This is a genomic window from Acidovorax radicis N35, from assembly GCF_000204195.1.
Lineage (GTDB): Bacteria > Pseudomonadota > Gammaproteobacteria > Burkholderiales > Burkholderiaceae_C > Acidovorax > Acidovorax radicis.
Genome location: NZ_AFBG01000005.1, coordinates 1 through 25,499, shown reverse-complemented (window position 1 = coordinate 25,499; position 25,499 = coordinate 1). Strand labels below are relative to the sequence as shown.

General features: G+C 54.5%; 24 protein-coding genes, 1 tRNA gene and 2 pseudogenes. 23 read left to right on the top strand and 4 right to left on the bottom strand.

The window, feature by feature from the left end; genetic code table 11:
* Positions 1-265: 265 nt before the first annotated feature.
* Positions 266-586, bottom strand: a complete 321-nt coding sequence (locus tag ARADN35_RS0101235) for an SWIB/MDM2 domain-containing protein (protein WP_010458169.1) — start codon at positions 584-586, stop codon at positions 266-268.
* A gap of 311 nt (positions 587-897) precedes the next feature.
* Here ARADN35_RS0101235 and rraA point away from each other — a divergent pair, with 311 nt between their 5' ends.
* Positions 898-1,413, top strand: coding sequence for a ribonuclease E activity regulator RraA (gene rraA / locus ARADN35_RS0101230; RefSeq protein ID WP_010458167.1), 516 nt, complete (start codon positions 898-900; stop codon positions 1,411-1,413).
* Positions 1,414-1,444: 31 nt separating this feature from the next.
* Here the strand turns inward: rraA and ARADN35_RS0101225 are convergent, their stop codons facing one another.
* Positions 1,445-2,356, bottom strand: coding sequence for a DMT family transporter (locus tag ARADN35_RS0101225; protein ID WP_010458164.1), 912 nt, complete (start codon positions 2,354-2,356; stop codon positions 1,445-1,447).
* A gap of 102 nt (positions 2,357-2,458) precedes the next feature.
* Here ARADN35_RS0101225 and ARADN35_RS0101220 point away from each other — a divergent pair, with 102 nt between their 5' ends.
* From ARADN35_RS0101220 to ARADN35_RS0101200, 8 genes and pseudogenes are all read left to right on the top strand, one after another.
* The gene (locus ARADN35_RS0101220) at positions 2,459-2,878 is read left to right on the top strand and encodes a gamma-glutamylcyclotransferase family protein (protein WP_010458162.1); all 420 of its coding nucleotides are present in this window, start codon (positions 2,459-2,461) and stop codon (positions 2,876-2,878) included.
* 259 nt (positions 2,879-3,137) lie between these two features.
* Positions 3,138-4,469, top strand: coding sequence for an isocitrate lyase (gene aceA, locus ARADN35_RS0101215; RefSeq protein WP_010458161.1), 1,332 nt, complete (start codon positions 3,138-3,140; stop codon positions 4,467-4,469).
* Positions 4,469-4,537, top strand: a tRNA-Phe gene (locus ARADN35_RS28155). The genes aceA and ARADN35_RS28155 overlap by 1 nt, the downstream gene beginning before the upstream one ends.
* A 982-nt stretch (positions 4,538-5,519) precedes the next feature.
* Positions 5,520-5,702, top strand: a pseudogene (locus tag ARADN35_RS0101210) (isocitrate lyase); the annotation flags it as partial.
* Between the two features lie 164 nt (positions 5,703-5,866).
* Complete coding sequence (locus ARADN35_RS27710; RefSeq protein WP_139019146.1) at positions 5,867-6,598, top strand: hypothetical protein; 732 nt, start codon at positions 5,867-5,869, stop codon at positions 6,596-6,598.
* A gap of 40 nt (positions 6,599-6,638) precedes the next feature.
* Positions 6,639-7,400, top strand: coding sequence for a hypothetical protein (locus ARADN35_RS27705; protein WP_139019145.1), 762 nt, complete (start codon positions 6,639-6,641; stop codon positions 7,398-7,400).
* A gap of 1 nt (position 7,401) precedes the next feature.
* Positions 7,402-8,886, top strand: coding sequence for a hypothetical protein (locus ARADN35_RS27700; RefSeq protein WP_139019144.1), 1,485 nt, complete (start codon positions 7,402-7,404; stop codon positions 8,884-8,886).
* A gap of 84 nt (positions 8,887-8,970) precedes the next feature.
* Complete coding sequence (locus ARADN35_RS0101200) at positions 8,971-9,318, top strand: KTSC domain-containing protein (RefSeq protein ID WP_010458155.1); 348 nt, start codon at positions 8,971-8,973, stop codon at positions 9,316-9,318.
* Between the two features lie 59 nt (positions 9,319-9,377).
* On the opposite strand, the gene ARADN35_RS0101195 is transcribed toward ARADN35_RS0101200, so the two are convergent.
* Positions 9,378-9,704, bottom strand: a complete 327-nt coding sequence (locus ARADN35_RS0101195) for a helix-turn-helix domain-containing protein (RefSeq protein ID WP_050812413.1) — start codon at positions 9,702-9,704, stop codon at positions 9,378-9,380.
* Between the two features lie 157 nt (positions 9,705-9,861).
* Between ARADN35_RS0101195 and ARADN35_RS25615 the strand changes: the two genes are divergently transcribed.
* From ARADN35_RS25615 to ARADN35_RS27095, 13 genes and pseudogenes are all read left to right on the top strand, one after another.
* Complete coding sequence (locus tag ARADN35_RS25615; protein WP_140426346.1) at positions 9,862-10,173, top strand: hypothetical protein; 312 nt, start codon at positions 9,862-9,864, stop codon at positions 10,171-10,173.
* Positions 10,174-10,569: 396 nt separating this feature from the next.
* Entirely contained in the window at positions 10,570-11,130 is a 561-nt protein-coding gene (locus tag ARADN35_RS27695) for a hypothetical protein (RefSeq protein WP_139019143.1), read from the top strand.
* Between the two features lie 171 nt (positions 11,131-11,301).
* Positions 11,302-11,709, top strand: coding sequence for a hypothetical protein (locus tag ARADN35_RS0101185; protein WP_010458150.1), 408 nt, complete (start codon positions 11,302-11,304; stop codon positions 11,707-11,709).
* A 152-nt stretch (positions 11,710-11,861) separates the two neighbouring features.
* Complete coding sequence (locus ARADN35_RS0101180) at positions 11,862-12,371, top strand: hypothetical protein (protein WP_010458149.1); 510 nt, start codon at positions 11,862-11,864, stop codon at positions 12,369-12,371.
* 107 nt (positions 12,372-12,478) lie between these two features.
* Entirely contained in the window at positions 12,479-12,664 is a 186-nt protein-coding gene (locus tag ARADN35_RS0101175; RefSeq protein ID WP_010458148.1) for a hypothetical protein, read from the top strand.
* A 4-nt stretch (positions 12,665-12,668) separates the two neighbouring features.
* Positions 12,669-12,818 carry a hypothetical protein gene (locus ARADN35_RS28150; protein WP_010458146.1) on the top strand — a complete coding sequence of 50 codons (150 nt, stop codon included), beginning with the start codon at positions 12,669-12,671 and terminating at the stop codon, positions 12,816-12,818.
* A gap of 489 nt (positions 12,819-13,307) precedes the next feature.
* Complete coding sequence (locus tag ARADN35_RS0101165; protein ID WP_010458145.1) at positions 13,308-15,041, top strand: DUF5906 domain-containing protein; 1,734 nt, start codon at positions 13,308-13,310, stop codon at positions 15,039-15,041.
* A gap of 556 nt (positions 15,042-15,597) precedes the next feature.
* Complete coding sequence (locus ARADN35_RS0101155; protein WP_010458143.1) at positions 15,598-16,782, top strand: site-specific integrase; 1,185 nt, start codon at positions 15,598-15,600, stop codon at positions 16,780-16,782.
* 231 nt (positions 16,783-17,013) lie between these two features.
* Positions 17,014-17,244, top strand: a pseudogene (locus tag ARADN35_RS0101150) (isocitrate lyase); the annotation flags it as partial.
* Positions 17,245-18,031: 787 nt separating this feature from the next.
* Entirely contained in the window at positions 18,032-19,633 is a 1,602-nt protein-coding gene (locus tag ARADN35_RS0101145; RefSeq protein WP_244265828.1) for a DNA cytosine methyltransferase, read from the top strand.
* 24 nt (positions 19,634-19,657) lie between these two features.
* Positions 19,658-21,016: an ATP-binding protein gene (locus ARADN35_RS27100; RefSeq protein ID WP_139019142.1), complete on the top strand. Its 1,359-nt coding sequence runs from the start codon at positions 19,658-19,660 to the stop codon at positions 21,014-21,016.
* On the top strand, positions 21,013-23,691 hold the full coding sequence (locus ARADN35_RS0101140) for a Z1 domain-containing protein (RefSeq protein ID WP_010458138.1): 2,679 nt from the start codon (positions 21,013-21,015) through the stop codon (positions 23,689-23,691). Before ARADN35_RS27100 ends, ARADN35_RS0101140 begins: the two co-directional genes overlap by 4 nt.
* Positions 23,688-24,704 carry a PD-(D/E)XK motif protein gene (locus tag ARADN35_RS27095; protein WP_159103172.1) on the top strand — a complete coding sequence of 339 codons (1,017 nt, stop codon included), beginning with the start codon at positions 23,688-23,690 and terminating at the stop codon, positions 24,702-24,704. Before ARADN35_RS0101140 ends, ARADN35_RS27095 begins: the two co-directional genes overlap by 4 nt.
* 232 nt (positions 24,705-24,936) lie before the next feature.
* On the opposite strand, the gene ARADN35_RS27690 is transcribed toward ARADN35_RS27095, so the two are convergent.
* Positions 24,937-25,176 (bottom strand): hypothetical protein, encoded by a 240-nt coding sequence (locus ARADN35_RS27690; protein ID WP_139019141.1) that lies wholly within the window; start codon positions 25,174-25,176, stop codon positions 24,937-24,939.
* Here ARADN35_RS27690 and ARADN35_RS25610 point away from each other — a divergent pair.
* Positions 25,175-25,499, top strand: a 325-nt coding sequence (locus ARADN35_RS25610) for a helix-turn-helix domain-containing protein (RefSeq protein WP_208856803.1), incomplete at its 3' end; no start/stop codon positions are given. The genes ARADN35_RS27690 and ARADN35_RS25610 overlap by 2 nt on opposite strands.

The following is a 25,499-nucleotide window of genomic DNA, read 5'->3' as shown; positions in this document are numbered from 1 at the left end:
GCAGCACGGAGCTGCGGCGCTGAGCGCGTGTTTTTGCCAAGATGGCCTCCGTCGATGGGGAATGGGTGCAGGTGGCGCGTGGGGCGCTGATTGCAGACGAAAGGCAGTGGCTAGATCAACATGGCTGTGCTTCGACTTGCTTCTTTATGTTACATCAAATGCGGGTCATTCTCATTTGCATTGATGCCAATACGCCACAGTTTGCCGGAGTCCAGACGAAAAAAAAGCCGGCTGGGCCGGCTTCTTTGTGCACCAGGGTGCGTGTTTACTTGACGTGCTTGCCGATCAGGCCAGCCAGTTCAAACATCGAGACCTGGGGCTTGCCGAACAGCTCCTTGAGCTTGGCGTCGGCGTTGATGTTGCGCTTGTTGGCAGCGTCTTGCAGGTTGTTGGCCTTGATGTAGACCCACAGCTTGCTGATGATCTCCGTGCGTGGCAGCGGTGCCGAGCCCACCACGGCGGCCAGCGCGGGGCTGGGCGTGAGTGCTTTCATGAAAGCAGCGTTGGGGGTGCGCTTCTTGGCGGGGGCAGCAGCCGTCTTGGCTGCGGGGGCTGTTTTTGCCGGAGCTTTTTTTGCAGTTGCCATGTTGGGTTTTCCTTGTTGGAAGTAAATTTTCACCAGCGAAAACTAGGCTTTCCCACTGGCAGGCTGATGCTACTGGGAAAAAAACGCGTTTCCAAGGGAGAAACGGCTTTTTTTGCCTCGATTTGTAGCGGTGGTGCCGCGTGCAGGCCAATAAGTCGCCCACGCGGCGCTTCTGCCTTGACAAAGCCGCCTGCGCTGGCCGCGTTTTCCAGTCCGCCCCCTGGGGCTGTATGACAATGCGGGGCAACCTGTCCGGCGCTGTGCGCCCGCTGCGTTCCCGTTGTTCACTTCGTCCGAAAGGCCTTCCAAAAATGACTGCTGCACCTTCTGCCGCCCCCTTTAGTACCTGCGATTTTTGCGATGTGCACAAGGGCGACATGACCGGGGCTTTTCGCGTTCTGCCCCCCGTTTTTCAGAGTTTTGGCGGCGTGGCCGCGTTTGCAGGCCCGATAAGCACCGTCAAGTGCCATGAGGACAACACGCAGGTCAAGGCTGCGGTGGAGTCGCCGGGAGAGGGCCGCGTTCTGGTGGTGGATGGTGGCGGATCGCTGCGCCGGGCGCTTGTGGGGGGCAATCTGGCGGCTGCCGCTGCGCTCAATGGCTGGGCCGGTGTGGTGGTGGACGGCTGCGTGCGTGACGTGGCCGAGTTGAACGCGGCGGCCGTTGGCATTCGTGCACTGGCGCTGATTCCCTTGCCGACCGAGCGCCGGGGGGAAGGACAGCGCGATGTTGCTGTGCAGATCCAGGGGGTCTGGGTGCGGCCGGGCGACTGGTTGTATGCCGATGCGGATGGCATCGTCGTCAGCGCGCGCCCGTTGGCTGCGTAGCCGTTGGGGCTGGGTGGCTGGTGGGCCCCCATCAGCCTGCGCGGCCGCCATGCCGACCCACACGCAGGGCGGCGCGTGAGGGCAGGGTGGCCAGCAGCATGCTGGCCAGTGCGATGGCAAACGCCGCCCATTGCCAGCGGGTCAGTGATTCACCCAGCACCAGCACGCCTACCAAGGCTGCACTCACTGGCAGCATGACCGAGAAGACGCCACCCTGCGCTGCTGGCACGGCCTTGAGCCCGGTCATCCAGAGCCATACCGTCCACACGCAGGCCGCCAGCGCGTAGAACACCAGCAACGTCCAGATGCCCCAGCCCACGGCGGCAAAGTCGAAATGCCAGGCTGCGTACAGCCCGAACGGCGTGGACAGCACAAAGCCCCACAGGTTGATGAGCGAGGAGATGCGCTTGGGGCCCAGGCTGCCCGTGAGCTTCTTGCCGATCACCGTATAGGCCGCCTCGCACACCACCGCGCCCAGCAGCAGCCAAGGCCCCAACCAGGCAAAGTTTTGAGAATTTTTAGTGCCCAGCGCTTGTCCAGTAAGCGCTGAATGCTCTTGTTTTGATAGCGAAAACAAGGCAATTCCCGCCACGGCACAGGCCACGGCCGCCCAGGTGCGTGGTGCGACGCGTTCCCGCAGAAAAGCCCAGCCCATCACCGCCACTGCGGCGGGAATCGCAGCCAGGGTCACGCCGGCCGAGACGGCATCGGTCAGACTCACTCCGTAGATCATGCAGATGGTGAACAGGAAATTGCCCAGGAACGATTGCAGAAACAGCAGCCGCCGGGTTTGTGGGGTGAGTGGGGGCTCGTCCACGGGCTTCCTGAGCCAATGCAGCATGGCCACACCGCCAATGCCAAAGCGCATCCATGCGAGCAGGAATACCGGCAGTACGGCGGCCAGGGGTTTGGACAGCGCCACGTAGCTGCCCACCAGCGCCATGCTGAGGGCCAGGCACAGATACGCGAAAGGTCGGCTGGGGATGGTGTTCACTAGACTGGAGATTGACAAGAACCTGTTTTATGCCAAAAAGAGGTGCGCATCATGCCCGACGAAATCCTGCCCGCTGCCTCCCTGCGCTGTGTCTTTGTCTATGGCACGCTGCGGCGCGGCGGATCCAATGACATCACCCGCCTTCGCCCGGCGCCCCGGTTCCTGGGCACCGCCCAAGTGGAGGGGGTGCTCTACCACCTGGGAGCCTATCCGGGCATGGCGCTGGGCGGGCCCTTGTGGGTTCAGGGCGAGGTGTATGCCATTGAGCCTGCTCTGGAGACCGTTCTGGACGAGATCGAGGACCTGGGCGCCAATCCCAGCGACGAGTATGTGAAGCGTGACATCGTGGTCGATGTGGGCGGGCGAGCCGTGTCCTGCCTGGTCTATGAGATCAATCCCCGATATGTGGTCTCTGCGCCGCGCATTCCCGAGGGGGACTGGCTGAAGGCCCCGCGTTTGGGCACCCTGTGACGCCATAGATTTTTGTAATGCAAAAACTGGATTTCGTAATGCAGAATACGATAGATGTTGCATTGCCGCAATTTTTCTCGATATGAGAAATCAATTTCTGTATTGAGAAATGGTGTGATTAAGTTGTTGTTTTTCAAGGAGAAAATTTATCTCTTGTATAAGACATAAGAGCTTGCTCAAGTCTTATAGAAGACTTAAAGTTATCTCCAAGGGCAGCACAAGCAGCCCGGCGTTTTCAACCAACCTCTGGAGTGATCTCATGCCCCAATCCCTCAACGAACAACTGAGCCGCGAACAGCAAATTGCCGCCCTGGAAAAAGACTGGGCCCAGAACCCCCGCTGGAAGGGCGTGAAGCGCGGCTACTCCGCCGCCGATGTGGTGCGCCTGCGCGGCTCGCTGCCTATCGAGCACACGCTGGCCAAGCGCGGCGCTGAAAAGCTGTGGGACAAGATCAACGGCGGCGCCAAGAAGGGCTACGTGAACGCATTCGGCGCGATCTCCGCCGGCCAGGCCATGCAGCAGGCCAAGGCCGGTCTGGAAGCCGTGTACCTGTCGGGCTGGCAAGTGGCCGCTGACGGCAACACGTCCGAGACCATGTACCCCGACCAGTCGCTGTACGCCTACGACTCGGTGCCCACCATGGTTCGCCGCATCAACAACACCTTCAAGCGCGCCGACGAAATCCAGTGGGGCCGTGGCATCAACCCCGGCGACAAGGAATTCATCGACTACTTCCTGCCCATCGTGGCCGATGCAGAAGCCGGTTTCGGTGGTGTGCTGAACGCCTTCGAACTGATGAAGAACATGATCCAGTCGGGCGCTGCCGGCGTGCACTTCGAAGACCAACTCGCTGCCGTGAAGAAGTGCGGCCACATGGGCGGCAAGGTGCTGGTGCCTACGCAGGAAGCCTGCGAAAAGCTGATCTCCGCACGTTTTGCGGCCGACGTGATGGGCGTGTCCACCATCGTGCTGGCCCGTACCGATGCAGAAGCTGCCAACCTGATCACGTCTGACCACGATGCCAACGACAAGCCGTTCCTGACCGGCGAGCGCACGCAAGAAGGTTTCTACCGCGTCAAGAACGGCCTGGAACAAGCCATCAGCCGTGGCGTGGCCTACGCTCCCTACGCCGACCTGGTGTGGTGCGAAACCGGCGTGCCAGACATCGGCTTCGCCCGCGAATTCGCCCAGGCCGTGCACGCCGCCTGCCCCGGCAAGCTGCTGTCGTACAACTGCTCGCCATCGTTCAACTGGAAGAAGAACCTCAACGACAGCCAGATCGCTTCGTTCCAGGAAGACCTGTCGGCCCTGGGCTACAAGTACCAGTTCATCACGCTGGCCGGCATCCACATCAACTGGTTCAACACCTTCCAGTTCGCCCATGCATACGCCCAGGGCGAAGGGATGAAGCACTACACCGAGATGGTGCAAGAGCCAGAATTTGCAGCACGCGAAAAGGGCTACACCTTCGTGTCGCACCAGCAGGAAGTGGGCGCAGGCTACTTCGACGACGTGACCACGGTGATCCAGGGCGGTTCGTCTTCTGTGAAGGCCCTGACGGGTTCGACCGAAGAAGAGCAGTTCCACTGATCTGAGGCCAAGTAGCACGAAGGATTGAAAATCCTTCCGTTGGTGGTTCGATTCCGCCCCAGCTACCAGTCATTCAGACGCCCTTGGTTCTTTACAGAGCCAGGGGCGTTTTGCTTGGTTTGTACCTATCACCGTCTTGCAGCGGACTTGGTGGAAGTCGGTACGGTTCGGGGATGATGTGTTGCCTAAAGAAGCGATTTCGGATGATCGCTCAGTATGTGCTCTAGCCGGGACTCATGCGAATACGTTCGACTTGCGATGAAGCTGTGATTGACGTTGTGTCACCGCCTACCTCAGAAGCGCAACAACTGCGGTTACTGCTGCCGCGACCGCTCCGCTGCCGAGAATCGGGACAACGACATATCGAATCCACCAACGCGGACCATGCCCGTCTGTGGGACTTGTGGGTTGTATTGGGGCACTTGGTCGCACCAGTTCTGCCAGGGCTTGCCGGTAGGCAGCTAGAACCTCTTCAGCAAGGCTTGTGTATGCAGCAAAGAAGTCCCCTGGTGGGGATACCTTCACTGCACATGTGAGAGAGTAGCCTACTTCGTCCTGATCGATGGTCACGTTCACCAAGTTCGTCAACCCCCTCAAGAGAGCCGAGCGGTAGTCGTCGACGAAGTCCCGTAAATTCTTCGGAAGGTGCCAGTCTGCGAATGCAAGGTCGACATTGACTGAAATTTGAGATTCGTCATCAAGCTTCCTCAGTTCAAAACTGCTCAAGAGGCGAAACGATGACTTAGGTCGGTAAATTGACAACGAGAGCCCATTAGGCACATCGCTAGGTCGCAGGCCTCGTAAGTTGTGGGGCGAAAGGTGATGCTCTGGATGAGAGCCCTCGTGTCCCTCGCCACTTACTAGGTAGCGCCACTTTCCTTCAAACGGGGGCTCCATGGTGTGCATGCGGACTTGCGCATCACCTACGCAAGCCGTGTGAGGGTTGGCAATAGTAAATTTTGTCACCCAGTGATTTTGGCTCATGTGCTCCCATAAGTGGATTGAGGAGGAGTGCGATCGGCGAACATGCGTCCTCCAGAACAACCGGCGAAAGTGATTACCGAGATGGTGCAAGAGCCAGAATTCGCAGCACGCGAAAAGGGCTACACCTTCGTGTCGCACCAGCAGGAAGTGGGCGCAGGTTACTTCGACGACGTGACCACGGTGATCCAGGGCGGCTCCTCCAGCGTGAAGGCCCTGACGGGCTCGACCGAAGAAGAGCAGTTCCACTGATCTGCGCTAAGGGGCGCCCGCAGTACCTGCCCCTAGAGCGATATCAATAAGACCCGACACGGGTCAATCAAACGCCCCAGTGTCCATTCAGTACTGGGGCATTTTTTATTGGCTAATTTTCTTTCCGCAACTTACACTTTGTGCATCTTGATAGGGAGGTTGCAATGGTTGGTTCGGTAACTGCCATGGAGACGGCAAATGAGAAAAAGACCCAGCGAGATTGGTTCGGATATATTCTCACCGGATTTGTTGGCCTATTGGTTACTGTTGGGGCCACTTGGTACCAACTGTCGGCCACAGAACGGGAGGCAAATGCTGCAGATATTGAGCGCTCGAGAGCTGTCCGTCAGAGTGTGATCATGATCGTGGAAGAGCAAGTTCTCAATGGAATCAAATTGGAATGGACTCGAATTAGCCGTCTGATTGATCAGCGACGCCGCGAACAAAAAGTATCTCTTCAAATATCCACCGCTGATGTCGTTGAGCAGGCTGAGTTCAATATAGCCAGCAGTACTCATCTCTCTGTCGAGAGAAAAGACCAGATAAAAACAATATTCGATAGTCTATATGCAGAGGTCGCGACGCGTAATTTTCAAACCTTTGCTGATGGTGAGCCAAATGCTGCACTGCTCAATGAACTAGCTAAGCAAATACAAGAGGGAAAGACAGGCCCTGCACTCGCGAACGTGCGTAAGCTACACGAACGTCATTTAACCTCCCTCGATCAGCTGTCTCGAAAAGATAAGCCTGGATTTTTTGATGCTTTACAGAGATTTCTGTCTAGTCCGATAAATTTTCTGGTTTTGGCAGTGGTATACGTTTTTTTGTACAGGGTAATAGTTATTTTCTACGATATCAAACGTAAGCGGGCGATGTATGGGCGGTCAGTGCTGTGATGGCGTCGGGTCTTAGTTTAGGTTCCGTAGGAAATGAGAAATGTTCACAATTGTTGACTTGGTTTGTGGTACGGCAGCTGTCGAAGATGCATATGTGGATTCCGACTATGTGGGAATGGTTAAGCGTTTGCGGAGTGACTTACAAAATATTGACCAGCAAATAGGAGTGGTGTTGAGTCGCGACGATGTTTTGCCGGCTGCTGCTGTGTTTCCATTTTTGTGTAGAAAATTTCTTGAGCTCAGTTTGACCAGTATGCTCTCACGTGTAGATCCCTTAAAGGTACTGGCTGCGAGAAAACATCAACGTCTCGAAACTTATGAAGAAGGTAAGCCCAATCCTTCGTCAATTGCGTGGTCGGGCGATATATTTCCTTCTGAGAAAACTGCTGCGGGCGCGAGTATCTGGGACGTTGGGGGACTGAAGAAGGGCCCAGAGAGAAGTTTGCTTGGATGGCATTTGAGTGAGGTTGCGTTCAAGCCTGGATTGAGGTGGCTAACTGAAACCAAATCTTCGGAGTCCGCGTGGGTAGATGAAATTGCTGCGGTGGACGACCCCTTTGGCATGCTTAGATCCAGACTCGGGCAGATTTATAGTAGCCTTTCTAAGGGTGTGCATGCGGAATACTTAGTAGATGAGGAGGTCGCATTTGATAATCATGCGATTCAACTATATTGGATCGATAGCTATCGGATTGTGGTGTTGTTGGCAGTCGCTACCCATGTAGGCCCATTTTTCGCGAGGTCGATAGCTCGCGAAGATGCATACGAGTGTATGAAGTTTGTTGAAGATAGATTCAATTAATATGAGTGCAATCAATTTGGTTGATATTAATCAAAAACTCTCTGCGGAGGAGTTTTCTGATGATGACTTTGAACAATATCATCGATTCTCGGAAACGGATGGGAAAATTCTTCGTAGGCTTATGGCTCCTGGCCCGGTTCTGTTGAGAGGGCCACGAGGTAGCGGTAAGAGTGCGTACATGCGAGAGGCGCATAAAATAATTAGAGAATCTCGCGGTACGGTTGTTTCTGTATACATTAGCTTGCGTTACTTTCCGCTCATAATATCTCGATCGGAAAATTATTTGGGGACATTAATTCCTTATGTCGGAAGGCATATAGAAGATGAATTCAAAAATCTCGGTTTTTCAGTGGATTTAAAGATATCTTCTATCGAGGATATAAATGGCGTTCTCAATAATTTGTGTGTCAAATTTGATAAGCGCCTTGTTATATTTTTTGATGATGTTGCGCATATTGGGCGTGAGATTTCTTTGGCCGGATTTTTTGATTTTTTTAGGACAATATCTTCGAGTACTGTTTCATGTAAGGCAAGTATATATCCTGGGGTAACTAAGTTCGGATCAAGATTTGATTTGTACAGTGATGCTACCGTGGTCGAGGCGCAGCGGGACGAAAGATCGCGAGACTTCTCATCCTTTTTTCGTGAGCTTATCGAGGTAAGGCATCCCGGCTTGATGGATAGATGCGAAGCTCGACTTCAGCCGCTTATTCCGATGCTAATTGGAAGAGCCGTTCTAGGAAATATCAGAGCTTTTAACGCTTTTTGTGAAGAGCTTGCTGAGAAGGGTGATCGTATTACCGTATATACTGTTGCGGATGCTCTGAAGTGGTTGGCGAGTGGGTATCTTTACCCCGCGTTAGAAGAGTTGCAAACAAAGTTGGGGGCATATACGCCAATGCTAGATACTGCGGAGAAAATAGCGCCAGTGTTTTTTGATGAGTGTGGCCGGAAAAGGGTGAATTCAATGTTGGTGCACAGAGACAACGTGCAACGACTTGGGAAAATATTCGAGATTCTCGAATACACTGGCCTTATCGCTAAACGGGAAGCCTCTAGGTCTTTGTCAAAGAGCGGTTCTGGTCGTGGCCCTCGTTATGCACTCAGTCTGGGGCCTTTGTTTGAACAAGTTCCCGGTGGCACTCTCTCTTATGAGCTTATCGAGGAATTAACTCGTATAAGTGTGTTGAATAGCGAAATGGTTGAATATTCGCCCAGCTCATTTTTAAGTCAATACGACTGTCCAACTCCCGAGGAAGATGAAAGTCTTGATGTTATAGATCTTCCAATTGAAAAGTTGAAAGCGGGCACTGCTTTGCCGTATGGTTTAACACAAATCATGATTGATTCTTTGAAGGAATATGGGTGGCGCAAAATTTCCGACATCGCTCCTTTATCTGTTAATGAGCTGCGTGCGGTTCCAAATATCGGAAAAGCAAAGGCGGAGAGGATAAAGTCTGCCGTTGAGCAAGCTATTTGGATGTAGTGTCCTATTTCAGGAAAACGGTGTTCGAGAGATTTTCACAAATGGTTATTTGTGGCCGTGAAATCCCTTAAAAGGAATACAAAAATGAAAACTTTAGTTGTTGCAATTCTGGGGATGATCTGTCAACTAGCGTTGGCTGAAAGCGTGCAAGTGAAATACCACGGTGCTGTCTCTCTCGACGCATTCACGTGCGCGGACGTGAGTGATAACAGCGACGTTTCCCGCATCTGCTACGACAAGGCAGAGCGTTACATGGTCATCCGCTTGAAGACTACCTATTACCACTATTGTGAGATCGACGCGGGCACGGTGCAGGGTCTGCAGAACGCGCAGTCAAAACGCGATTTCTTTGAATCACGTATACGCGGGAGCGGCAAAGACGGCCCCTTCGACTGCCGCACAAAACCCATCCCAAGCAAGTACCGTCGATAGCCTTGATGATGCGAACTTCACTCAATGCAGCTTTGACGGGCACTTAAAAAGCTGTTCGCTCACGCCAACTCAGCAAGCCATCTGGACACGACCTGCTTGCGTGCATTGGGCTTGAGTTTCGCAAGGCTCAGCAGAACTGCGGCGAGGTTATCGTCCTCGCAATACAGATACTCAAGCGGTGCACCCAAGGCCTCTGCAATTTGCCTTGCTGTCTTCACGGGCGCCTCGTGCAACCCCAACTCATACCGGCTGATCCGAGCGCGAGCTGACGACTCATCAATGCCGATCAGCACTCCCACCTTCTCCTGAGACCACCCAAGTTCCTCGCGCCGTGAGCGCATGCGGTGGCCCACTACGTTCGAGGATTCCAAAGGCTCAGATGGCATGTCACGAGTCTCGTGACGTGGTGATAATTCGTCGTCACGAAATTCGTTACAAAACCCTGTGGGTTGCCACGCTCAGCGGGGATGTTCCCTTTGAAAAAAGTCTTTTGCCATTCATCCCAACCCCCAACCAAGGAGCCTTAGTCCACCTATGAAACCCATGACATCTGCTTTTCCCGTTCTCATGCTGGCCTCGCTGACGCTGCTTTCCGGTTGCTCGGGCCCCAGCCGTGAAGAACTTGCCCGCATCAAATCCGAATGCGCCAGCTTCCACACACAAGAGCGCGCCAAGTTCGGTGCCGTCGTCAAACCCATCGACCACTGGACCAAGGATGGCCACATCGTCGTTGAGTTGTCCGAAAAGGCAAGCGAGTCCTCCAGCAAATACACCAGTCATCTGTGCGTCTACGACAAGGACAAGGGAAGCATCGCGCTGCCTAGCGTGTTCGAGCGCTCCCGCTGGAGCAAGTAGCCGCAGACCGCTATCCTCAACCCATCACCAGGCAACATTCGACGGTGCCTAGGCCCACATTTTTCATTGGATCGGTGACGTCAGAGCTGCCGAAGAGCACACCGAGAAAGTAGGGCGCACGGCCTCGGCTGGCGATGCTGGAGCCATCTTGGGCGACTCTGTGTCCCGACGGCCTGCAAAGCGAAGAGTATGGAACCTGCACGACAAGGAGACTTATGGAGTTGAACGAATGATCGGCCGCAAAGCGCAATGAATGGGCCGATGAAGCAGAACATGTCAGTCTCCTGGGGACGCTAAAGCAGAAGCCCGACCCCTTATCCACGAACTGGCTGGCGGTGCGACTTCGCGCAAAGGCCATTTGCCCTCCCTGAAATAATCATTGATAGAGGTGATACCTTGGAATTCTCTAGTAAAAAATTACTTGTTTGCGCAATGGCGCTTGTCGGGGTGGCTGGATGTGCCAATCCTCCAACAACGTTAGGAAAGGTCCCAGCAAGAATTAACGTCGTTGAAAAGTATGGGAATGCGCCGGCCTATACTGCTGTCGATAAGTTTTCATTTCTTCAGGCTGAGGTCGAGTATCCCGCTTCAGGAGGGCATCATCGCATCAACATCGGTGACTTTCTGTTGGGTGAAGTTTTTGAGGCAGTGCAGGGGAAAGAAATCACCAACCTGCGACTAGTGTCGTTTAAGTCGCAATGTAACAATGGCAGTGTGATATTGCCCCGTGCGATGTGTAAGACGGATTGGGTAATGGACGTTTCCTCAAATGGGGGGAATAAACGAATCGTTAGTTCTCTCCCCATTGTCGATATCGGAAATGTGCATGTTCGACAAGATCAATTTATGCTTATTTCGATCGTAAAAGGAGATGATTTTTTTCAAGGTCAAATAGGTCCGTTGTTAAAATTGATATCGACCGATGTGGTGGAGAAGCTTGCGATTGGAATACCATGATAGGTAATCCGTGCTGCCGCTGATTTCAAGTGCTCGAAAATATGCTTGATACCTCAAATTTTTTAGATATTCACTAGAGACTATTACGCTATTCAACTTGCAGAGCGCCCCTGGAGCAATCCTCGGGCGCTTTTTCTTTGTCTGACCACTTCATCAAAAGGATAGCTGCCTATGCAAACCTACCGAGACCACGACGCCTTGAACCGACTGGCAAGTACCGAGAATGCCCTGGGCCTTCATACCCTGGTGGCGGAACGGCTGTCAGAAGAAGCCTTCACCGAAATAGACGACTGGGCATCGCTGCTGCATGTCGTGGTGATGGACCCGGAAGACACCCCCCAGGCCCTGGAGCAGCAGCTGGGCTTCACCGTCCTTCATAACCGCTGGAATGGACTGGCCAACGATCACCCCGACTTCACACCGTCTTGGGATGCCCTGGAGGTGTACGAACACTGGGTTGTGCTGACCTTCATCCTGAGCGACGACGGTTTTGGCATCGTGGTGTTCATGCCCCGGGGCATCCCCCATGCACTGGCGGTGCTCTGTGATCGCTATGCCAAGAAGGGCCACCCCCGATGACAAAGCAAGCACCACTGCAACACCTGCTGGAATCACCTCACAGCGACCAACAAGCCACCTTCGGGTGGCATTTTTTTGCCCACTCCAAACTGAGAAAAACCGCGTATCTGAAATGAGGAATGTTCCTCGACAACCCATCAAAAGGACCACCAATGACAGATGCCACCCAACCCGATAACACTCTAGAAGCCATCACCATCACTACCCTGCACACCGACCAGTGCCCCTCCTTGTCCGGCCGCTCCACGCTCACCTATGAGCTGGGAAACGACCCCGAAGGCCGCCTGCACCTGCGTGTGACCCACAACACCGGCAAGGGGCATCACAACCCTTCCTGGGTCGCCTATGAAGCTGTAGAGCCTTTGTTGATAGCGGCGACCACGCTGTCGGCATCGGCCCTGGCAAAGCTCTTTGCGGGCACCTCGGTGAACACCGCTGGCTTTGTGATGGCGGTTCTCACGCACCTGGGGGTTCTGCAAGCAGTGACGGACAAACGGCATGCCTACCAGTACGTGGAAGGCGTCGATTGGAAGGCCCGGCTGCAGGCGCCCAATCCACCCGCCACTCAGTCCGCCAAAGAGCCCACCAATCAGCCCACCACCCGCCCTGTGAAGGATGACAAGGCTCGCGGCAAGCGGGCAGGGGCCTCGACGGCTCCATAAGCAAGCTCTGCGAACACCTGCAGACCCCCTCATTGCAAGCGGTAAGTCCACCTACCGGCGACACCCTCGCCCGGACCTATTACCTCTGCCTTGCTATAGGAGTCTTCATGGCCGCTTTGCTTGCCGCTTCCCTGACCACTGTTCTCGTCCTTCACCTCATGGCCTCCGGCGCCCGCTGGTTGTGCCTGGTCGGACTGGGCCTCTTGGTCTATGCCTTTCCGCTGCACTTCCTCGTGATCGTGCTGATCGCTGCGGGGCTTGTGTACTACCTCGACACACATAGAAAGAAGTAATTCCATGACTTATCAAGACTGCGTTCTGACTGCCGCCACTGCCATGCTGGACCGGGACATTCCCGTGGAACTCCTGCCCTTGACCATCACCAGCCATGCAGCAGGCCTCCTCGGGTGGGAGGCGGAGCGCCTGGGCACCCCGGCCTGGGACTGATACCCGACCCATCACCCCGCAGCAACCGGCCCACCTGCGGCCAACCTGGGCAGCTCTTGCCCGCCTCCCGGACCTGGCCCTCGCGTGCTGGCCCGCCGGAACCCCTCTCCTGAAAACACCCTGAAGACGAATGCCGTGTGACACGGAGGCTTTGCCGTGGGTGATCGACGGAGGGGCGCAAAAGAGATACCCCGGGGTGGTGCCGCATGGTGCTGCTCCGGGGTGGCTCGGTCTTTATTTTTTCAACCAGCGGTTATCAATTTGTGTTTGTATATGTGCAAAAACACAGTATTGATAATAATTTTTGGTTATTTAAAGGTGAATCTTTAACCAGGGGACGGTTAAGCGATAGACACACAAAAAAAGCGCTTGCGATGAGCTTGCAAATTGATGTGGTCTTGACGCGTATGAGCTTGGGCTTGGAGTAGTGGCTTGGGCTACGAAAGAGCTTTTGGCTGTCATTAACGTTTGACTGGAAAGAGCATTTTTATGGAAAAAAGTAACGTTTGGGATATGGAGAATGAGCTTGCAGCAGAGAGTGAGCTTGCAGCAGAGAGTGAGCTTGCAGCAGAGAGTGGGCTTGCAGCAGAGAGTGGGCTTGGTGCAGGCACTTCGGATGTCGAGGCTGGGGTGCCAGCGGTGGACAACGCCGCAGTCATTGCTGAGCTCATCGCGAAGACTGCGCATCGTTGCGGCGCTCCATTTGAACCTGAGGCTCTTCACGCCCTGCTCGCGCTGCAGGCTCGTGATTTCGCCGGGTGGATTGACGTGCGGGCGACGCTTAAGCGAGTCAACGGGGAGGTGTCACTGACCCAGCTCGACCGAGCGCTGCGCAAGCTCGAAAGGGTGCAAAAGAAGGTGGTCCCCACACACCATGGGTACGCGAGGGATGTGCTCAAGCACATGGCCATCGGGTCGTACAACCCGGTCTTTGTCAGGGGGACGCTGTACATACCCCGCGCAAACTCAAGGCTGTGGGAGCCGCTGTCATTTGGCGAACTTGAAAAGGTCGTGGCAGAGCTTCATGACGATAAAGAGAACTGCCTGCGCCAGGAGGACTACTGCAGCATCGCAAGCCACGCGCGGGCTATCGCGACCAATGACACCTTCTTCGAGAAAGCTCCCGAAGGTGTGGCGTGCCTGCGTAGCTTCTACAGCGCACGGGACGGGAAGGTTTGCAAGGAGCTTCTGAGCTTGAAACACCGCCAAACAGTGGCGCTGGACTTCGAGCCGGAGGACCTTCCTACACCGCTGTATGACGCGTTCATGCACGAAACTTTCTGCACTAAGGTGGAGGGCGAAGAAGAGGGGCAGCGGCGCCTTATGGAGGAATTTGCCGGTGCTGTGATGTTGGGGGTCGCCCACCGGTATGAAAAGGCATTTGCCTGGCTGGACCGCTATGGGCGCGCTGGAAAGGGCACCCTGGAAAAGATCTACAACAATCTGGTTCCCGCTGAGTTGTGTTCCGCCGCATCTCCCACCTTGTGGGGCAAGGAGTACTACTTGGCGATGATGGCGGGGAAACGTCTGAATGTGGTGGGCGAGTTGGCGGAGCATCTTCCTATACCCGCTGCTGAGTTCAAGTCGGTACTGGGCCGCGACGAGGTCGTGGGAAGGTTTACAAAGCAGGATCCCTTCACGTATCGGAACACGGCAGGCCACCTGTTCATGAGCAACCACATGATCAGGACCAATGACCACTCGGCGGCATTCTTCTCCCGCTGGCTGCTGGCGGAGTTCCCCAACAGCCGTCTCAAAAGCGGGTTGCCACTGGATGCCGGTCTAGCGGATCGCATCGCCAAGAGTGAAATGCCCGGTATCGCCTACAAGGTGCTGCAAGCGGGAGCTCATGTTCTTCAGCAAGGAGGCTATTCGCCCTCCAAGGTGCACGACCGTCTGATGGCTCAGTGGCAGCGCTCGGCCAGTTCCGTGGATGAATTCATTCATGAATGCTGCGAGTTGGGAGCTTCGCTTCACTGTCGGCGGTCCTGTCTGTATAAAAAATACCGCTCATGGTGTGAAGAGAACGGACGCAAGCCCTTTGCCAAGAGTGCCTTCAAGGAAAAGCTGGAATTCAACCTGCAGTTGGGTATCAAGCTGGCGACGCTGGATGGCTACGAGATCTTCCGGGGTATTCGTATGAAGCCCAATCTGACAGCCGAGTCGGATTTGGACGGCCCTTCGGTTCCCGCGCCGGTCAGCGATCAGCCTGCGGACTTTTGAAGGCCCTGCTCCGCCACCTCCCCAGAAGTGGGAAAAGTGGGTTTTCTGCTGCCAAACATTGGTAGGAAAGAGAAAACCACGGGCTGTTCGGCGACCCAATGGGACCTGTCGCACATGACCGTATTGGTGACCGCATGGCCGCGCCAATCCCTCTGCATGTAGAGCAGAGCGGCACCTTCCCAGTCCTCGCCGTGCCGTAGCAAGCCAGCTGGGCTTTGCTGCTTTCTCGCTTCCGCCTCTCGTCCATCCCGCCCCTTGTGCTGCTGCGCAGGTCGCGGCGTGGGCACCCCCTTCGACACAGGCTTGGTCAAGACATGGCCGAGCCCTTCGTCGCATTCATCGACCCCTTCCTTCAATCCGCGCCCTTGAGCGCATCCATCAAAGGAGATCCCATGCTTTTTGCCTTCCTGTCTCTATGGCTATCCATCGTGTGGTGGCCTCACCGCAGCCTCCCGCAACACCTGATCGCCCCGCCAGCCACCCACCGATGTACCGAGGGTGAGCCTGAACGCACCTCTGCCGCTATTCACTTTCACCCCCAACAAGGAGCCACCCCATGCCCAATGTGAACCTCGATGCCCACTTTGTCCGGGATGCTGTCTGCCTGGAAGGGCGGGACAAGACCGACTACTACGACAACGCCATCACCGGCTTCATCCTTGAGGTCCGTGCCACCGGAGGAAAGACGTACAGCCTTCGGTACCGTGACCCCTACGGGAAACAGCGCCAGCACAAGATTGGTGATGCCAAAGCCATTACCTTCGACAAGGCGCGGCAGGCTGCAGAAAAGCTCCGCTCCAAGGTCGTGCTGGGAGAGAACCCTGCCGAGGACAAGAAGGCCCTTCGCCAAGTGCCCACGCTCGCAGAGTTCATCCGCGACAAGTACATCCCTCACATCCATCTGCACAGGAGAAATTTCCAATCCACCATCAGCTTTTTGAACCTCCACATCCTTCCTCGCTTCGGTGCACTGCATCTCGACCAGATCACGTCCACGATGATCTCGGAAGCCCATCAAGGCATGCGCAGCAAGGGGTATGCACTGGCGATGGCGAACAAGCTGCCCATCCTGTTCAAGATCATGTTCAATTTGGCCAAGAAGATGAGAGTGCAGGGCGCTTCATCGAATCCTGCCAACGAGGTGACGCTGTTTCAGGCCAACAATGCGAAAGAGCGCTATCTGAGCAGCGAGGAGACCGTACGGCTGCACGAGGCACTGGCCCAGAGCGAGAACACCCAGCTCAAGCACATCGCGGCGTTGATGCTGATGTTTGGTTGCCGCAAGCGGGAACTGCTGGACGCCAAGTGGGAGCACTTCGATATGGAGCGGCGCAACTGGCGCATTCCCATGTCGAAGTCCGGGAAGGCCCGCAACATCCCCATCTCTGCGAAAGCGATGGAGTTGCTGCAAGGGCTGCCGAGGTGGAATGGGTGTCCATATGTCGTGCCGAACCCCAACACCCTCAAGCCGTATGGCAATCTGTTCTGCGCGTGGGATACGGCACGCAAAAGAGCGGGCCTGCCTGATCTTCGGATGCACGATCTACGGCACAGCTTTGCCAGCAATCTGGTGAACGCAGGCCAGTCCATCTATGTGGTGGGCAAGCTGTTGGGGCATTCCCAGGTCAAGACGACGCAGCGTTACGCACACTTGTCTGATGCCACATTGCATGCCGCCGTGGACGCCGCAGCCAATGCCGCCATTGGTCCAGGACCGGAAAGCCAAAGGGCCAGCGCGTAGCGGAAAAACTGGGCAAAATTTTCCCCCTCCACCCCTCAGCGGAAACGACGGCTGGGTTGGGTGGGTGGTGGGAGAGCCACGGCCCGGGGAAAGGAAAGGCGTTGATTCCATTGGGCATCGGAATCCGGCATAGAAACTCGGGGTGGGGGATGGGTGGGTGGTGCTGAAAAGGAACCTGAAAAAGGCGAAAAAATCCTTGCAAATCTTCAACTTACGAGGATCTTTGGCCTGTTCAACACCTTCCAGTTCGCCCATGCATACGCCCAGGGCGAAGGCATGAAGCACTACACCGAAATGGTGCAGGAACCAGAATTCGCAGCACGCGAAAAGGGCTACACCTTCGTGTCGCACCAGCAGGAAGTGGGCGCAGGCTACTTTGACGACGTGACCACGGTGATCCAGGGCGGCTCGTCCAGCGTGAAGGCCCTGACGGGTTCGACCGAAGAAGAGCAGTTCCACTGATCTTAGGCGAAGTGAGATTAGGATTAGAAATCCTTGCTGCTGGTTCGATTTCGCTCCAGCCACCAAAAAAACTCCTTGAAAATTGATCGTTAGCAAGGTAGTTGCAAAATAAGCGGCCCGTAAAACGGTCGCTTTTTTGTTTTTCTGACGCTGGTTCTGACCTTTGCATCGGGGGCGCAGTGCGTTGATGTGCGCGGCCATTGCGCTTGAACGCCTGCGCTCCAAAATGCCGGAGCCGTAGTGGTGCCAACGGATGGGAATGTTGTGCAGTTGCCATTGCCTGCCCTAGAGGCCGCGTAAGGATGCAGCCTGACAACTAGGCCCCAGAAAACGTCACGCCGAGTACGCGGCGTTTTGCATTGGAAGACAGGTGGGAAAGTATTCGCTCGGTCCCACCACGCACTCGGGGAGATTCAACCGAAATGATGTTTGACCGCAATTTAACGATATGCCTTTGTCTCCGTGTCACGCGCACCGCTGATTTCCAGTCAGGGCGCGCTATGTCGGCTTGGAATGAAACAATTTGTGGCATTCTGAGTCTCGACGACTCAATATGCTGAGGCCCATCACTCAGTCCTTACGCCACTTCGAGCGTAGGTCGCAATCACGATGCCGAAAGCAGCAGCGAGGGATCATCAGATGATGTGGTTGGCAGCAGCCGAGTTGTGTTGCCCTGAGGGAACGACGCGAAGCCTCTGCGCGAAACGATGGCATATGGTTGCCAGATGCGAAAATTGCAGACGCTTTTCAAACTATGAGTAAAAAAATTCCAACCTCCTCAAAGCCCGTGAACAATGCCACGGAGAGCAATGATTCACTGACCTACTTGGATCTCTTCTCTGGTTGTGGCGGTTTTTCCTTGGGATTGAACTGGGCAGGCTTGAAATGTCTCGCGGCAATCGATTTCAACGTCCCTGCAATTGAAACCTTCAAGGCGAACTATCCGCACGTTCCTCATGCGTTGGTGAAAGACCTGACGTCGTTCCGCCCGGAAGACCTAGATAAACTGATTGCGCCGAACCGGGTGGACCTCATCGTTGGCGGTCCTCCTTGCCAAGGATTTTCCAAGGCGCGCCAAGTTGATGGGGCGAACCATGGTGACCGCTTGGTCCACGACCCTCGCCGAGACCTATACAAGGAATTCCTGCGGTACGTGAAGTACTACCAGCCGAAGGTTTTCATCATGGAGAACGTTCCCGGTCTCCGTTCGGCGGCTGGCGGAGAATTCTTCACCAGAGTTCAAGTCGAAAGCCGTGAGCTTGGGTACCGTGTCATCCCATATGAGGTGAAAGCGTGGCGGTTTGGCGTGCCGCAGAAGCGGGTTCGTCAGCTGTTTATCGGGACGCGCAGAGAACTGCCGCTGTTCATCCCAGATCGATACATCAAGCAGACTCACGTGGGCATCGGCGAGCCTGTCGAAGAGGGGCTGCAGCCGCCGGTGACTCTCGGTGAGGCCATTGGAGACCTTCCATACATCGTGCCAGGCGATGACCGTTTTCATCGACTCTACGAGCCTGAGCTCCGCAAGGCACACATCAAGAAGTACGGGAAACGCTACATTGACAAAGTCCTGTTGGCCAACAAGCCTAAGGTTCTCACGGCGCACACTGCAAGGCCTCACAGCCAGCGCGATCTTCGCGACTTCATGCGCCTCAATGAAGGGGAGAATAGCAAGCAAGCCATAGCACGGGGTGAGGAAATGGAGTTTCCTTACGATCGCGATAACTTTAAGGACAGGTATACCCGACAGCACCGAGACGAGCTTTGCTCAACCATCGTTGCGCATCTGAAGAAGGATGGACTAATGTTCATCCACCCTGTGCAGTGCCGCTCGCTATCACCTCGTGAGGCAGCCCGCATTCAGAGCTTTCCGGACACCTTCCTTCTTCCAGAGGCTCCCACGCATTCATTCGCACAGATTGGCAATGCCGTACCTCCGCTGGTTGGTCAGGCGATAGGGCTGGCGGTCAAGGAGTATGTGTCCGCTTCAGTGGACAGCGACATGGTAGCGCCCAAGGCCGTCGCGACGCTCCCTTCGGATCGCAGAGCTGCGATTGACCAGCTTGAAGCTTTCGTCGAGTCGCTGTTCTTGATGCCACTTTCGAATCTTTCCAAAGCAGATTTCCTGCACGCCTGGTGGGCAGTGGGGTTTCTCCATCCCAATCTTCATCCTGATGCGGCATCCGACAGTGGAAGAGTGCTGAGTCCGGGGCCAAAAAGGGGCGTCAGTTTCGTATTGGAACCGGTGTATGTAAGAAGTGGGTGGCCGGTCGAACTCATTCCCATAGCCATTGAAGCGAGAAAACGGTTTGATGAAGGTCATCTTTCTGAAGATGAGTACTACTGCTCCGCCGCGGTGATGGCCGGAGCGATAAGTCACAATCTCTAACATATCCAATAGGAGGGGGCAACTTTGGCTGCAAATGGTCTGGAAATCATTCCCAGTGCACGGCGGATGATTCGCTCACAGCGAGATTTGGGTTACGAATTCGCGGCAGCTGTCGCAGACCTCATAGACAACTCTATCGAGGCCAAGGCCAGCACTGTGAGAGTGAATGTCGACTGGCTGGGTGTGGCTACGACGGTTACGATTGCAGACAACGGTGAAGGGATGTCGCCGGAGCAGCTGAGAGAGGCTCTACGCTTTGGGTCAGAGCGTGATTACGACGACGCTGACTTGGGGAAATTCGGTCTAGGATTAAAAACCGCCTCGTTGAGCCAATGTCTGAGGCTCACCGTAGCCACGCGTAGAAATCCCAACAGAGCCGATATCGCCGCGTACTGTTGGGACGTAGAGCATGTCGAGGCCAAAAACCGTTGGGAAATCTTACCGGTCAAAACAACTGACCTTCCCCCGCTGGCGCTTTCGCATCTGAAGGAGACTACGGGAACCGTGGTCATCTGGGAGCGGTTGGACCGAATTCTTGGGTACAAGTATCCAGATGGAGAGCACGCACGAAAGCATCTTTTCGCAGTGACTCGTGAAATGGAAGAACACGTCTCGATGGTTTTCCACCGGTTCCTAGCCGGAGAAGTTCGGGGAAAGCGGCTTGCAATATATGTGAACGAGAACAAGCTGGTGCCCTGGGACCCTTTTGCTAGGAGTGAAAAAGAAACTAAGGCACTCGATTCCAACGCATTCCCTGTCGAGGGAATCAAAGGGCGCTCAGCGGTCATCGTGGAACCGTTTGTTCTTCCTCCGGAGTCTAAGTTCTCTTCCAAAGAGGCGCATACAAGGGCGGCAGGGCCGCGGAAGTGGAACATGCAGCAAGGGTTCTACATCTATCGTGCTGACCGTATGATTCAAAGCGGTGGCTGGTGCGGTCTGAGGGTGGTCGATGAGCATCGCAAGCTTTCCCGGATAGCCGTTTCATTTAATCCAAAATTGGATGAAGAGTTCGAAATAAACGTACCGAAAATGCGCGTCGCGCTTCCCTCAGAAATACGTGCAGATATTGAGGCGTGGACAAAGCCCGCCGTAAAGATGGCAGAGGAAATCTATAGAACAAAAAGTCCGTCATCTCCTCCGGTACCACCGCCTCCTGCGCCTCCACCCGGACCCGGTGGCGGAACGCCAAAACCGCCCGATGATCGGGACTTCAAAATCCCTGGTGGCGGCGGCACTTCGCAAAAATCCAAAAAACGAACGGCAACAGCTCAGGAGTTGGATTTGGTGGCTGACCTGCTAATACAAGTGGCGGACGCATCTGAAGTGGTTGCAGTTGAGAACGCCATTGCCCGCGCTCGCATGAAGTTGGAGGGGCAATTTTGAGCTCTCATTCCGTTCAACAAGAAACCGCCCTCCGTACCGCGCGCTTCCTCATTTCTGTGGGAAACACGCCTGCGGATGTACTCGTTAATCCGGCCATCCAACCTGAGTTCCGTGATTGGGTAGCCCAGGAGTTGGAGAAGGAGAGCAACCGGACATTTGAGAAGGCAAAGGTGATCGCCACCGCAGCGGAGGCGGCAGATTGGCTTGATGGGGTGGATAGGAATGAATGGTACTACTGGCCTACGCTGAGAAGCTACCTGCTCGGAGTGAAAAATCGGCCACGCGATTCTGTGGCGTCTCTCGATGATGCATCCGACACAGTTTTAAGGCATCTACGCCCGCCCAGTACTCCCGAATTCGATGTACGAGGCCTTGTCCTTGGCTATGTGCAGAGCGGGAAGACAGCAAATTTCGCGGCGGTGATAGCTAAGGCGGCTGATGCCGGATATCGGCTCATCATCGTTATGTCTGGCATTGACAATGGCTTGCGTCGCCAGACCCAAATCCGCTTGAGCAAAGAGCTCACTGGCTATCCCCACAACCCGCACGATGCGGTTCCGATGCCACCTTCGGGGAAACAATGGCACAAATTCACGAACGACGATTTTGACGGCGACTTCGAACCTGGTCGCGCCACACATGCAGCCCTGCAAGGGTCGGACCCAGTGCTCCTAGTGGTCAAGAAGAATTGGGCGGTTTTGAAGAGGCTGAAGCAGTGGCTTATAACGGCGCCTATTGGAACGAAGAAGAATCTGCCAGTGCTATTCATTGATGATGAAGCTGATCAAGCCAGTGTCGATAGTAAAGCCTCAATTCAGACGGAGGCAAGTTATGCTTCGGATAACCTGGATTACGAATCTCCTGCTGTAATAAATGGATATATTCGCGAGCTTCTTCAGATATTTTCGAAACGTGCTTACGTGGGTTATACGGCGACGCCATTCGCCAATATTTTGATTCCCCATGAGCAATATGATCCGGTGGCTGGACTCGACCTCTATCCGAAGGACTTCTTCATTGACCTTCCGAAGCCTAAAGGCTATTTTGGGACAGAGGAGTTTTTTGGGCGTTTCGACCCAAGTAATGATGAGCGTGTCCTTGGCTTGCCGGTCCTACGCGCAGTCGACATTGAGCAGATTGTAACGTTGCTGGAGGATACCCAGCTGACTGACTCCATGGATGAAGCAATGGCCGCTTTTGTGCTTGGTGGGGCTGCTAGGGCCCTACGAGGGCAGCAGGACTCCCCTTGCACCATGCTTGTGCACGCTACTCACATCAACCTTAAACAGGGGGCGATGAGGGAGATGATTGAAAGTCGTTGGCGCGAATTGAAAGATGAGTGGCGATACAACAGGAAGAACGGACTGGTAGATAGATTTAATAATCTCTGGAATGAGGATTTCATCTTAACTTCGGAAAAGGTAGATGGTTGCCCAGTTCATAAATTTGAAGATTTGATTCCATACATCGGAAAATTTATGGAAGCTGTAGAGGTTAGGGAGATAAACTCTGCAGTAGGTGATGTCCTTGACTATGAAAAGGAGCCTTCCCTCAAAGCGATTGCTATTGGTGGAAATAAGCTATCTCGCGGCCTTACTTTGGAGGGGCTGCTAGTCAGCTACTTTGCGCGTCGCTCCCCGCAGTACGATACGCTCCTACAGATGGCACGTTGGTATGGTTACCGGCTTGGCTACCAAGACCTCACCCGCATCTATTCCTCCGGTGAGTTGCTCGGATGGTTCGCTGACTTGGCTCTTGTAGAGCATCGGCTCCGTGAGGATATGGAAGTGTATCAACAGATACCAGGTATTACTCCTAAAGATGTCGGTATGCGGATACTCCGGCATCCCGCAATGAAGGTTACTGGAAGCGCTAAGCTACGTGGAACAACTATCACGGTAGAAAGCGAAAGCTACTCCTTGCAGTTGGAGCAGACAATCCATTTTCCTCTTCAGGACTTGAATCGTCTCGGCTTGATGTGTGAGCGTAATCGTCTTGCTGTAATTGACCTTATCAATAAAATTGGATTGCCTGTATCGGGATCGAAGGCTTACGCGCCAATGTGGAGTGATGTAAGCGCTGCTGCAGTGGTGGAATTTTTAAGGGATTTTGACTTTGAATTCACTGATTCGGGTTGTGTTCCACGTTTGATGGCCGACTGGATTGAGGAACAGAATCAATACGGAGGATTGGTCAATTGGACAGTGGTTGTCCGTGGTCGAGAAACAATGGACAAAAAACTCGGCTCGGTGAAGTGGCTTCCCTCCCTAGTAGGGCCCGTGCACAATATCGCACGTACTCGTATGAAAGGCTCTAACTCACTTGGCGTCATAACGACGGCTGGCGATGAGGCCTTTGGGCTGACTGACGAACAACTTAAGGCGGCAGAGAATTTGATGTCTCAAGGAGGCCCAAAATCGCTTAATCGAGCCGCTCGTATGGTCCGGGATTCTAGTTCTGGGTTGCTGGTCCTATATCCCATCAGTCGTCAATCTGGATACGACGAAGGCTCTTCGCCTGCAGTAGGCAGTGCGCGTGCACCGCTGTTCGACAAGCCTAATGGTGGAGAGGCCCGCGATCTAATTGGGTTTGCACTTTCGTTCCCCGTGGCGGTAAAAGATAGGCCTGCGAGTTCGTATGTGCAGGGCACTGCGAAATGGGCTCAGTTGATATGAGCAGCACGCTCGACGTCATGGATTTCCGATGGGATCTGCTGAACGCGCAAGTTCCGACGGACGAGCGGCTCACTGTCCGTCTGGCTCAGCCTAGTCGAAGTCTTGACGTGTATGCCGCAGTGGATGCGAAAGGTTGCCGCTCCATCTTGGTGCGTGTACCCGCGGATGAGCTGGGCGTATTGGCAGAAAGAATAAGTCGTGGCGTCCGTGTTCAGACTCTTGAATGCAAGGTGGACACTATTGGCCTGAGTGAAGTTTTTGTAGAAATCGCCTGCTTGGAGCAGGAGGGGCATCAGGTCTTAGATTTGGTCGCTTCAGAAATTGTTGATGCTTTGGCAAAGGGCGCCAGCATAAAACGTACCCGACTCATCCAAGGCATACTCTTGAAGTGGCGCAAATTCTGGTCGGATGCCCCACAAAATTTGCTTTCAAGAGAACAGCAGATTGGTTTGTTTGGTGAGCTATGGTTCTTATGCAGATGGTTAATTCCGCAAATCGGTACTGCGAAAGCGGTGTCGATGTGGAGAGGTCCGATTGGCTCGCGGAACGATTTTGAGGCTGAAAGATTTTCGATTGAGGTCAAAACCAGCGGCAGAATTGATGAAAGTCATCAAATCAACGGGCTCGAACAGTTACTGGCGCCTGCACATACAAAGCTGTATCTGTTCAGTTTGCTGGTGAGGGATGAGGCAGGCGGTTCTGAGTCGTTGCCGAATTTAGTCGCCGAATTGAGAGAAATCTTGATGGTAGATTTTACTGCGCAAAAAAATTTTGAAGGAATGCTCGCTGCTGCAAATTTTCAAGAATCGGATGTGGAGCAATATCAGAAGCTGAGATTTAGAATTCGTGGGCAAGGACTCTATCTGGTGGATGAAGGGTTTCCTCGAATTATCCCCTCATCGATTGCGGGGGGGCTCCCAGTAGGTGTTCATGATGTCAAATACGGGCTGAGGCTTGATGGCGCGCAAAAATGGCTCGTCGCAGAAAATCCGGAAACTTCTGTCATTTTCTGAAGACTGCGGTATACGTCATGGATAATTTGGAGATTCCGTTGTTGAAGCGGAATGGTATCTGTGATAGTCGCGAGCCGAAAATAATTTAGCTTTGAGGTGCGTCTTGTTCTCGCTCCGGGTGGCCCTCCGAGCTTTAAGTGCTCTCTTGGTTTTAGACTGTTTCATTGCCGGAGCGTCGCTAGGGGAGGCGAAAGCGAACAGGGTGCTGTGGCCACGCAATCTCCTTTTCAAGCTACGAGGACACGGTTCGTTGCTGAACAGGTGGCTTGAAGATTCCCGACGCTAAAACAAGCCTAGCTGGCTCGTCTTCCTCGCAGTAAAGACAAGCGAGCGGAATACCTAGGGCATCGGCTATTTTGTTGGTGCCGATGCAATCTTGACCAGCTAAACCGCAAAGTGCCAATCCAATATTGACCAGGGTGTTCCACTGACCTGCTGAGAATTTCAGCAGGGGATTCAAGGTGATCACCATGGACATGATTGGCAAGGTCAGGCGCATGAGGCTGCGCGACCAACTCTCCCTCAGCGAGATCGCAAAGCGCACGGGCCTGTCGCGCAACACGGTCAAGAAGTGGCTCAAGGCGCCCGGCGATGTTGCCCCGAAGTACGAGCGGGTGAAGCTCGATGGCAAGCTAACTGCGTTCGAGCCGATCCTGCATCAAGCGCTCACAACCGACAGCCATCGCCCCAAGCATGGACGGCGCAGCGGCCGTGCCTTGTTTGCTCAGATACAGGCCCAAGGCTACCGCGGCGGCTACAGCGCCGTCACCGACTACATCCGGCGCTGGCGGGTGG

What these genes read in the sequence shown, in the direction of transcription:
- ARADN35_RS0101225 (WP_010458164.1), bottom strand. Translation starts at nt 2,356, where the DNA reads ATGGCGCTGGTGGGCAGCTACGTGGCGCTGTCCAAACCCCTGGCCGCC.
- ARADN35_RS0101175 (WP_010458148.1), top strand. Translation starts at nt 12,479, where the DNA reads ATGGCCGCTTTGCTTGCCGCTTCCCTGACCACTGTTCTCGTCCTTCAC.
- ARADN35_RS0101220 (WP_010458162.1), top strand. Translation starts at nt 2,459, where the DNA reads ATGCCCGACGAAATCCTGCCCGCTGCCTCCCTGCGCTGTGTCTTTGTC.
- rraA (WP_010458167.1), top strand. Translation starts at nt 898, where the DNA reads ATGACTGCTGCACCTTCTGCCGCCCCCTTTAGTACCTGCGATTTTTGC.
- ARADN35_RS0101235 (WP_010458169.1), bottom strand. Translation starts at nt 586, where the DNA reads ATGGCAACTGCAAAAAAAGCTCCGGCAAAAACAGCCCCCGCAGCCAAG.
- ARADN35_RS28150 (WP_010458146.1), top strand. Translation starts at nt 12,669, where the DNA reads ATGACTTATCAAGACTGCGTTCTGACTGCCGCCACTGCCATGCTGGAC.
- ARADN35_RS27710 (WP_139019146.1), top strand. Translation starts at nt 5,867, where the DNA reads ATGGTTGGTTCGGTAACTGCCATGGAGACGGCAAATGAGAAAAAGACC.
- ARADN35_RS27705 (WP_139019145.1), top strand. Translation starts at nt 6,639, where the DNA reads ATGTTCACAATTGTTGACTTGGTTTGTGGTACGGCAGCTGTCGAAGAT.
- ARADN35_RS0101185 (WP_010458150.1), top strand. Translation starts at nt 11,302, where the DNA reads ATGCAAACCTACCGAGACCACGACGCCTTGAACCGACTGGCAAGTACC.
- ARADN35_RS27700 (WP_139019144.1), top strand. Translation starts at nt 7,402, where the DNA reads ATGAGTGCAATCAATTTGGTTGATATTAATCAAAAACTCTCTGCGGAG.
- aceA (WP_010458161.1), top strand. Translation starts at nt 3,138, where the DNA reads ATGCCCCAATCCCTCAACGAACAACTGAGCCGCGAACAGCAAATTGCC.
- ARADN35_RS0101200 (WP_010458155.1), top strand. Translation starts at nt 8,971, where the DNA reads ATGAAAACTTTAGTTGTTGCAATTCTGGGGATGATCTGTCAACTAGCG.
- ARADN35_RS27095 (WP_159103172.1), top strand. Translation starts at nt 23,688, where the DNA reads ATGAGCAGCACGCTCGACGTCATGGATTTCCGATGGGATCTGCTGAAC.
- ARADN35_RS25615 (WP_140426346.1), top strand. Translation starts at nt 9,862, where the DNA reads ATGACATCTGCTTTTCCCGTTCTCATGCTGGCCTCGCTGACGCTGCTT.
- ARADN35_RS0101165 (WP_010458145.1), top strand. Translation starts at nt 13,308, where the DNA reads ATGGAAAAAAGTAACGTTTGGGATATGGAGAATGAGCTTGCAGCAGAG.
- ARADN35_RS0101195 (WP_050812413.1), bottom strand. Translation starts at nt 9,704, where the DNA reads ATGCCATCTGAGCCTTTGGAATCCTCGAACGTAGTGGGCCACCGCATG.
- ARADN35_RS27690 (WP_139019141.1), bottom strand. Translation starts at nt 25,176, where the DNA reads ATGGTGATCACCTTGAATCCCCTGCTGAAATTCTCAGCAGGTCAGTGG.
- ARADN35_RS0101155 (WP_010458143.1), top strand. Translation starts at nt 15,598, where the DNA reads ATGCCCAATGTGAACCTCGATGCCCACTTTGTCCGGGATGCTGTCTGC.
- ARADN35_RS0101180 (WP_010458149.1), top strand. Translation starts at nt 11,862, where the DNA reads ATGACAGATGCCACCCAACCCGATAACACTCTAGAAGCCATCACCATC.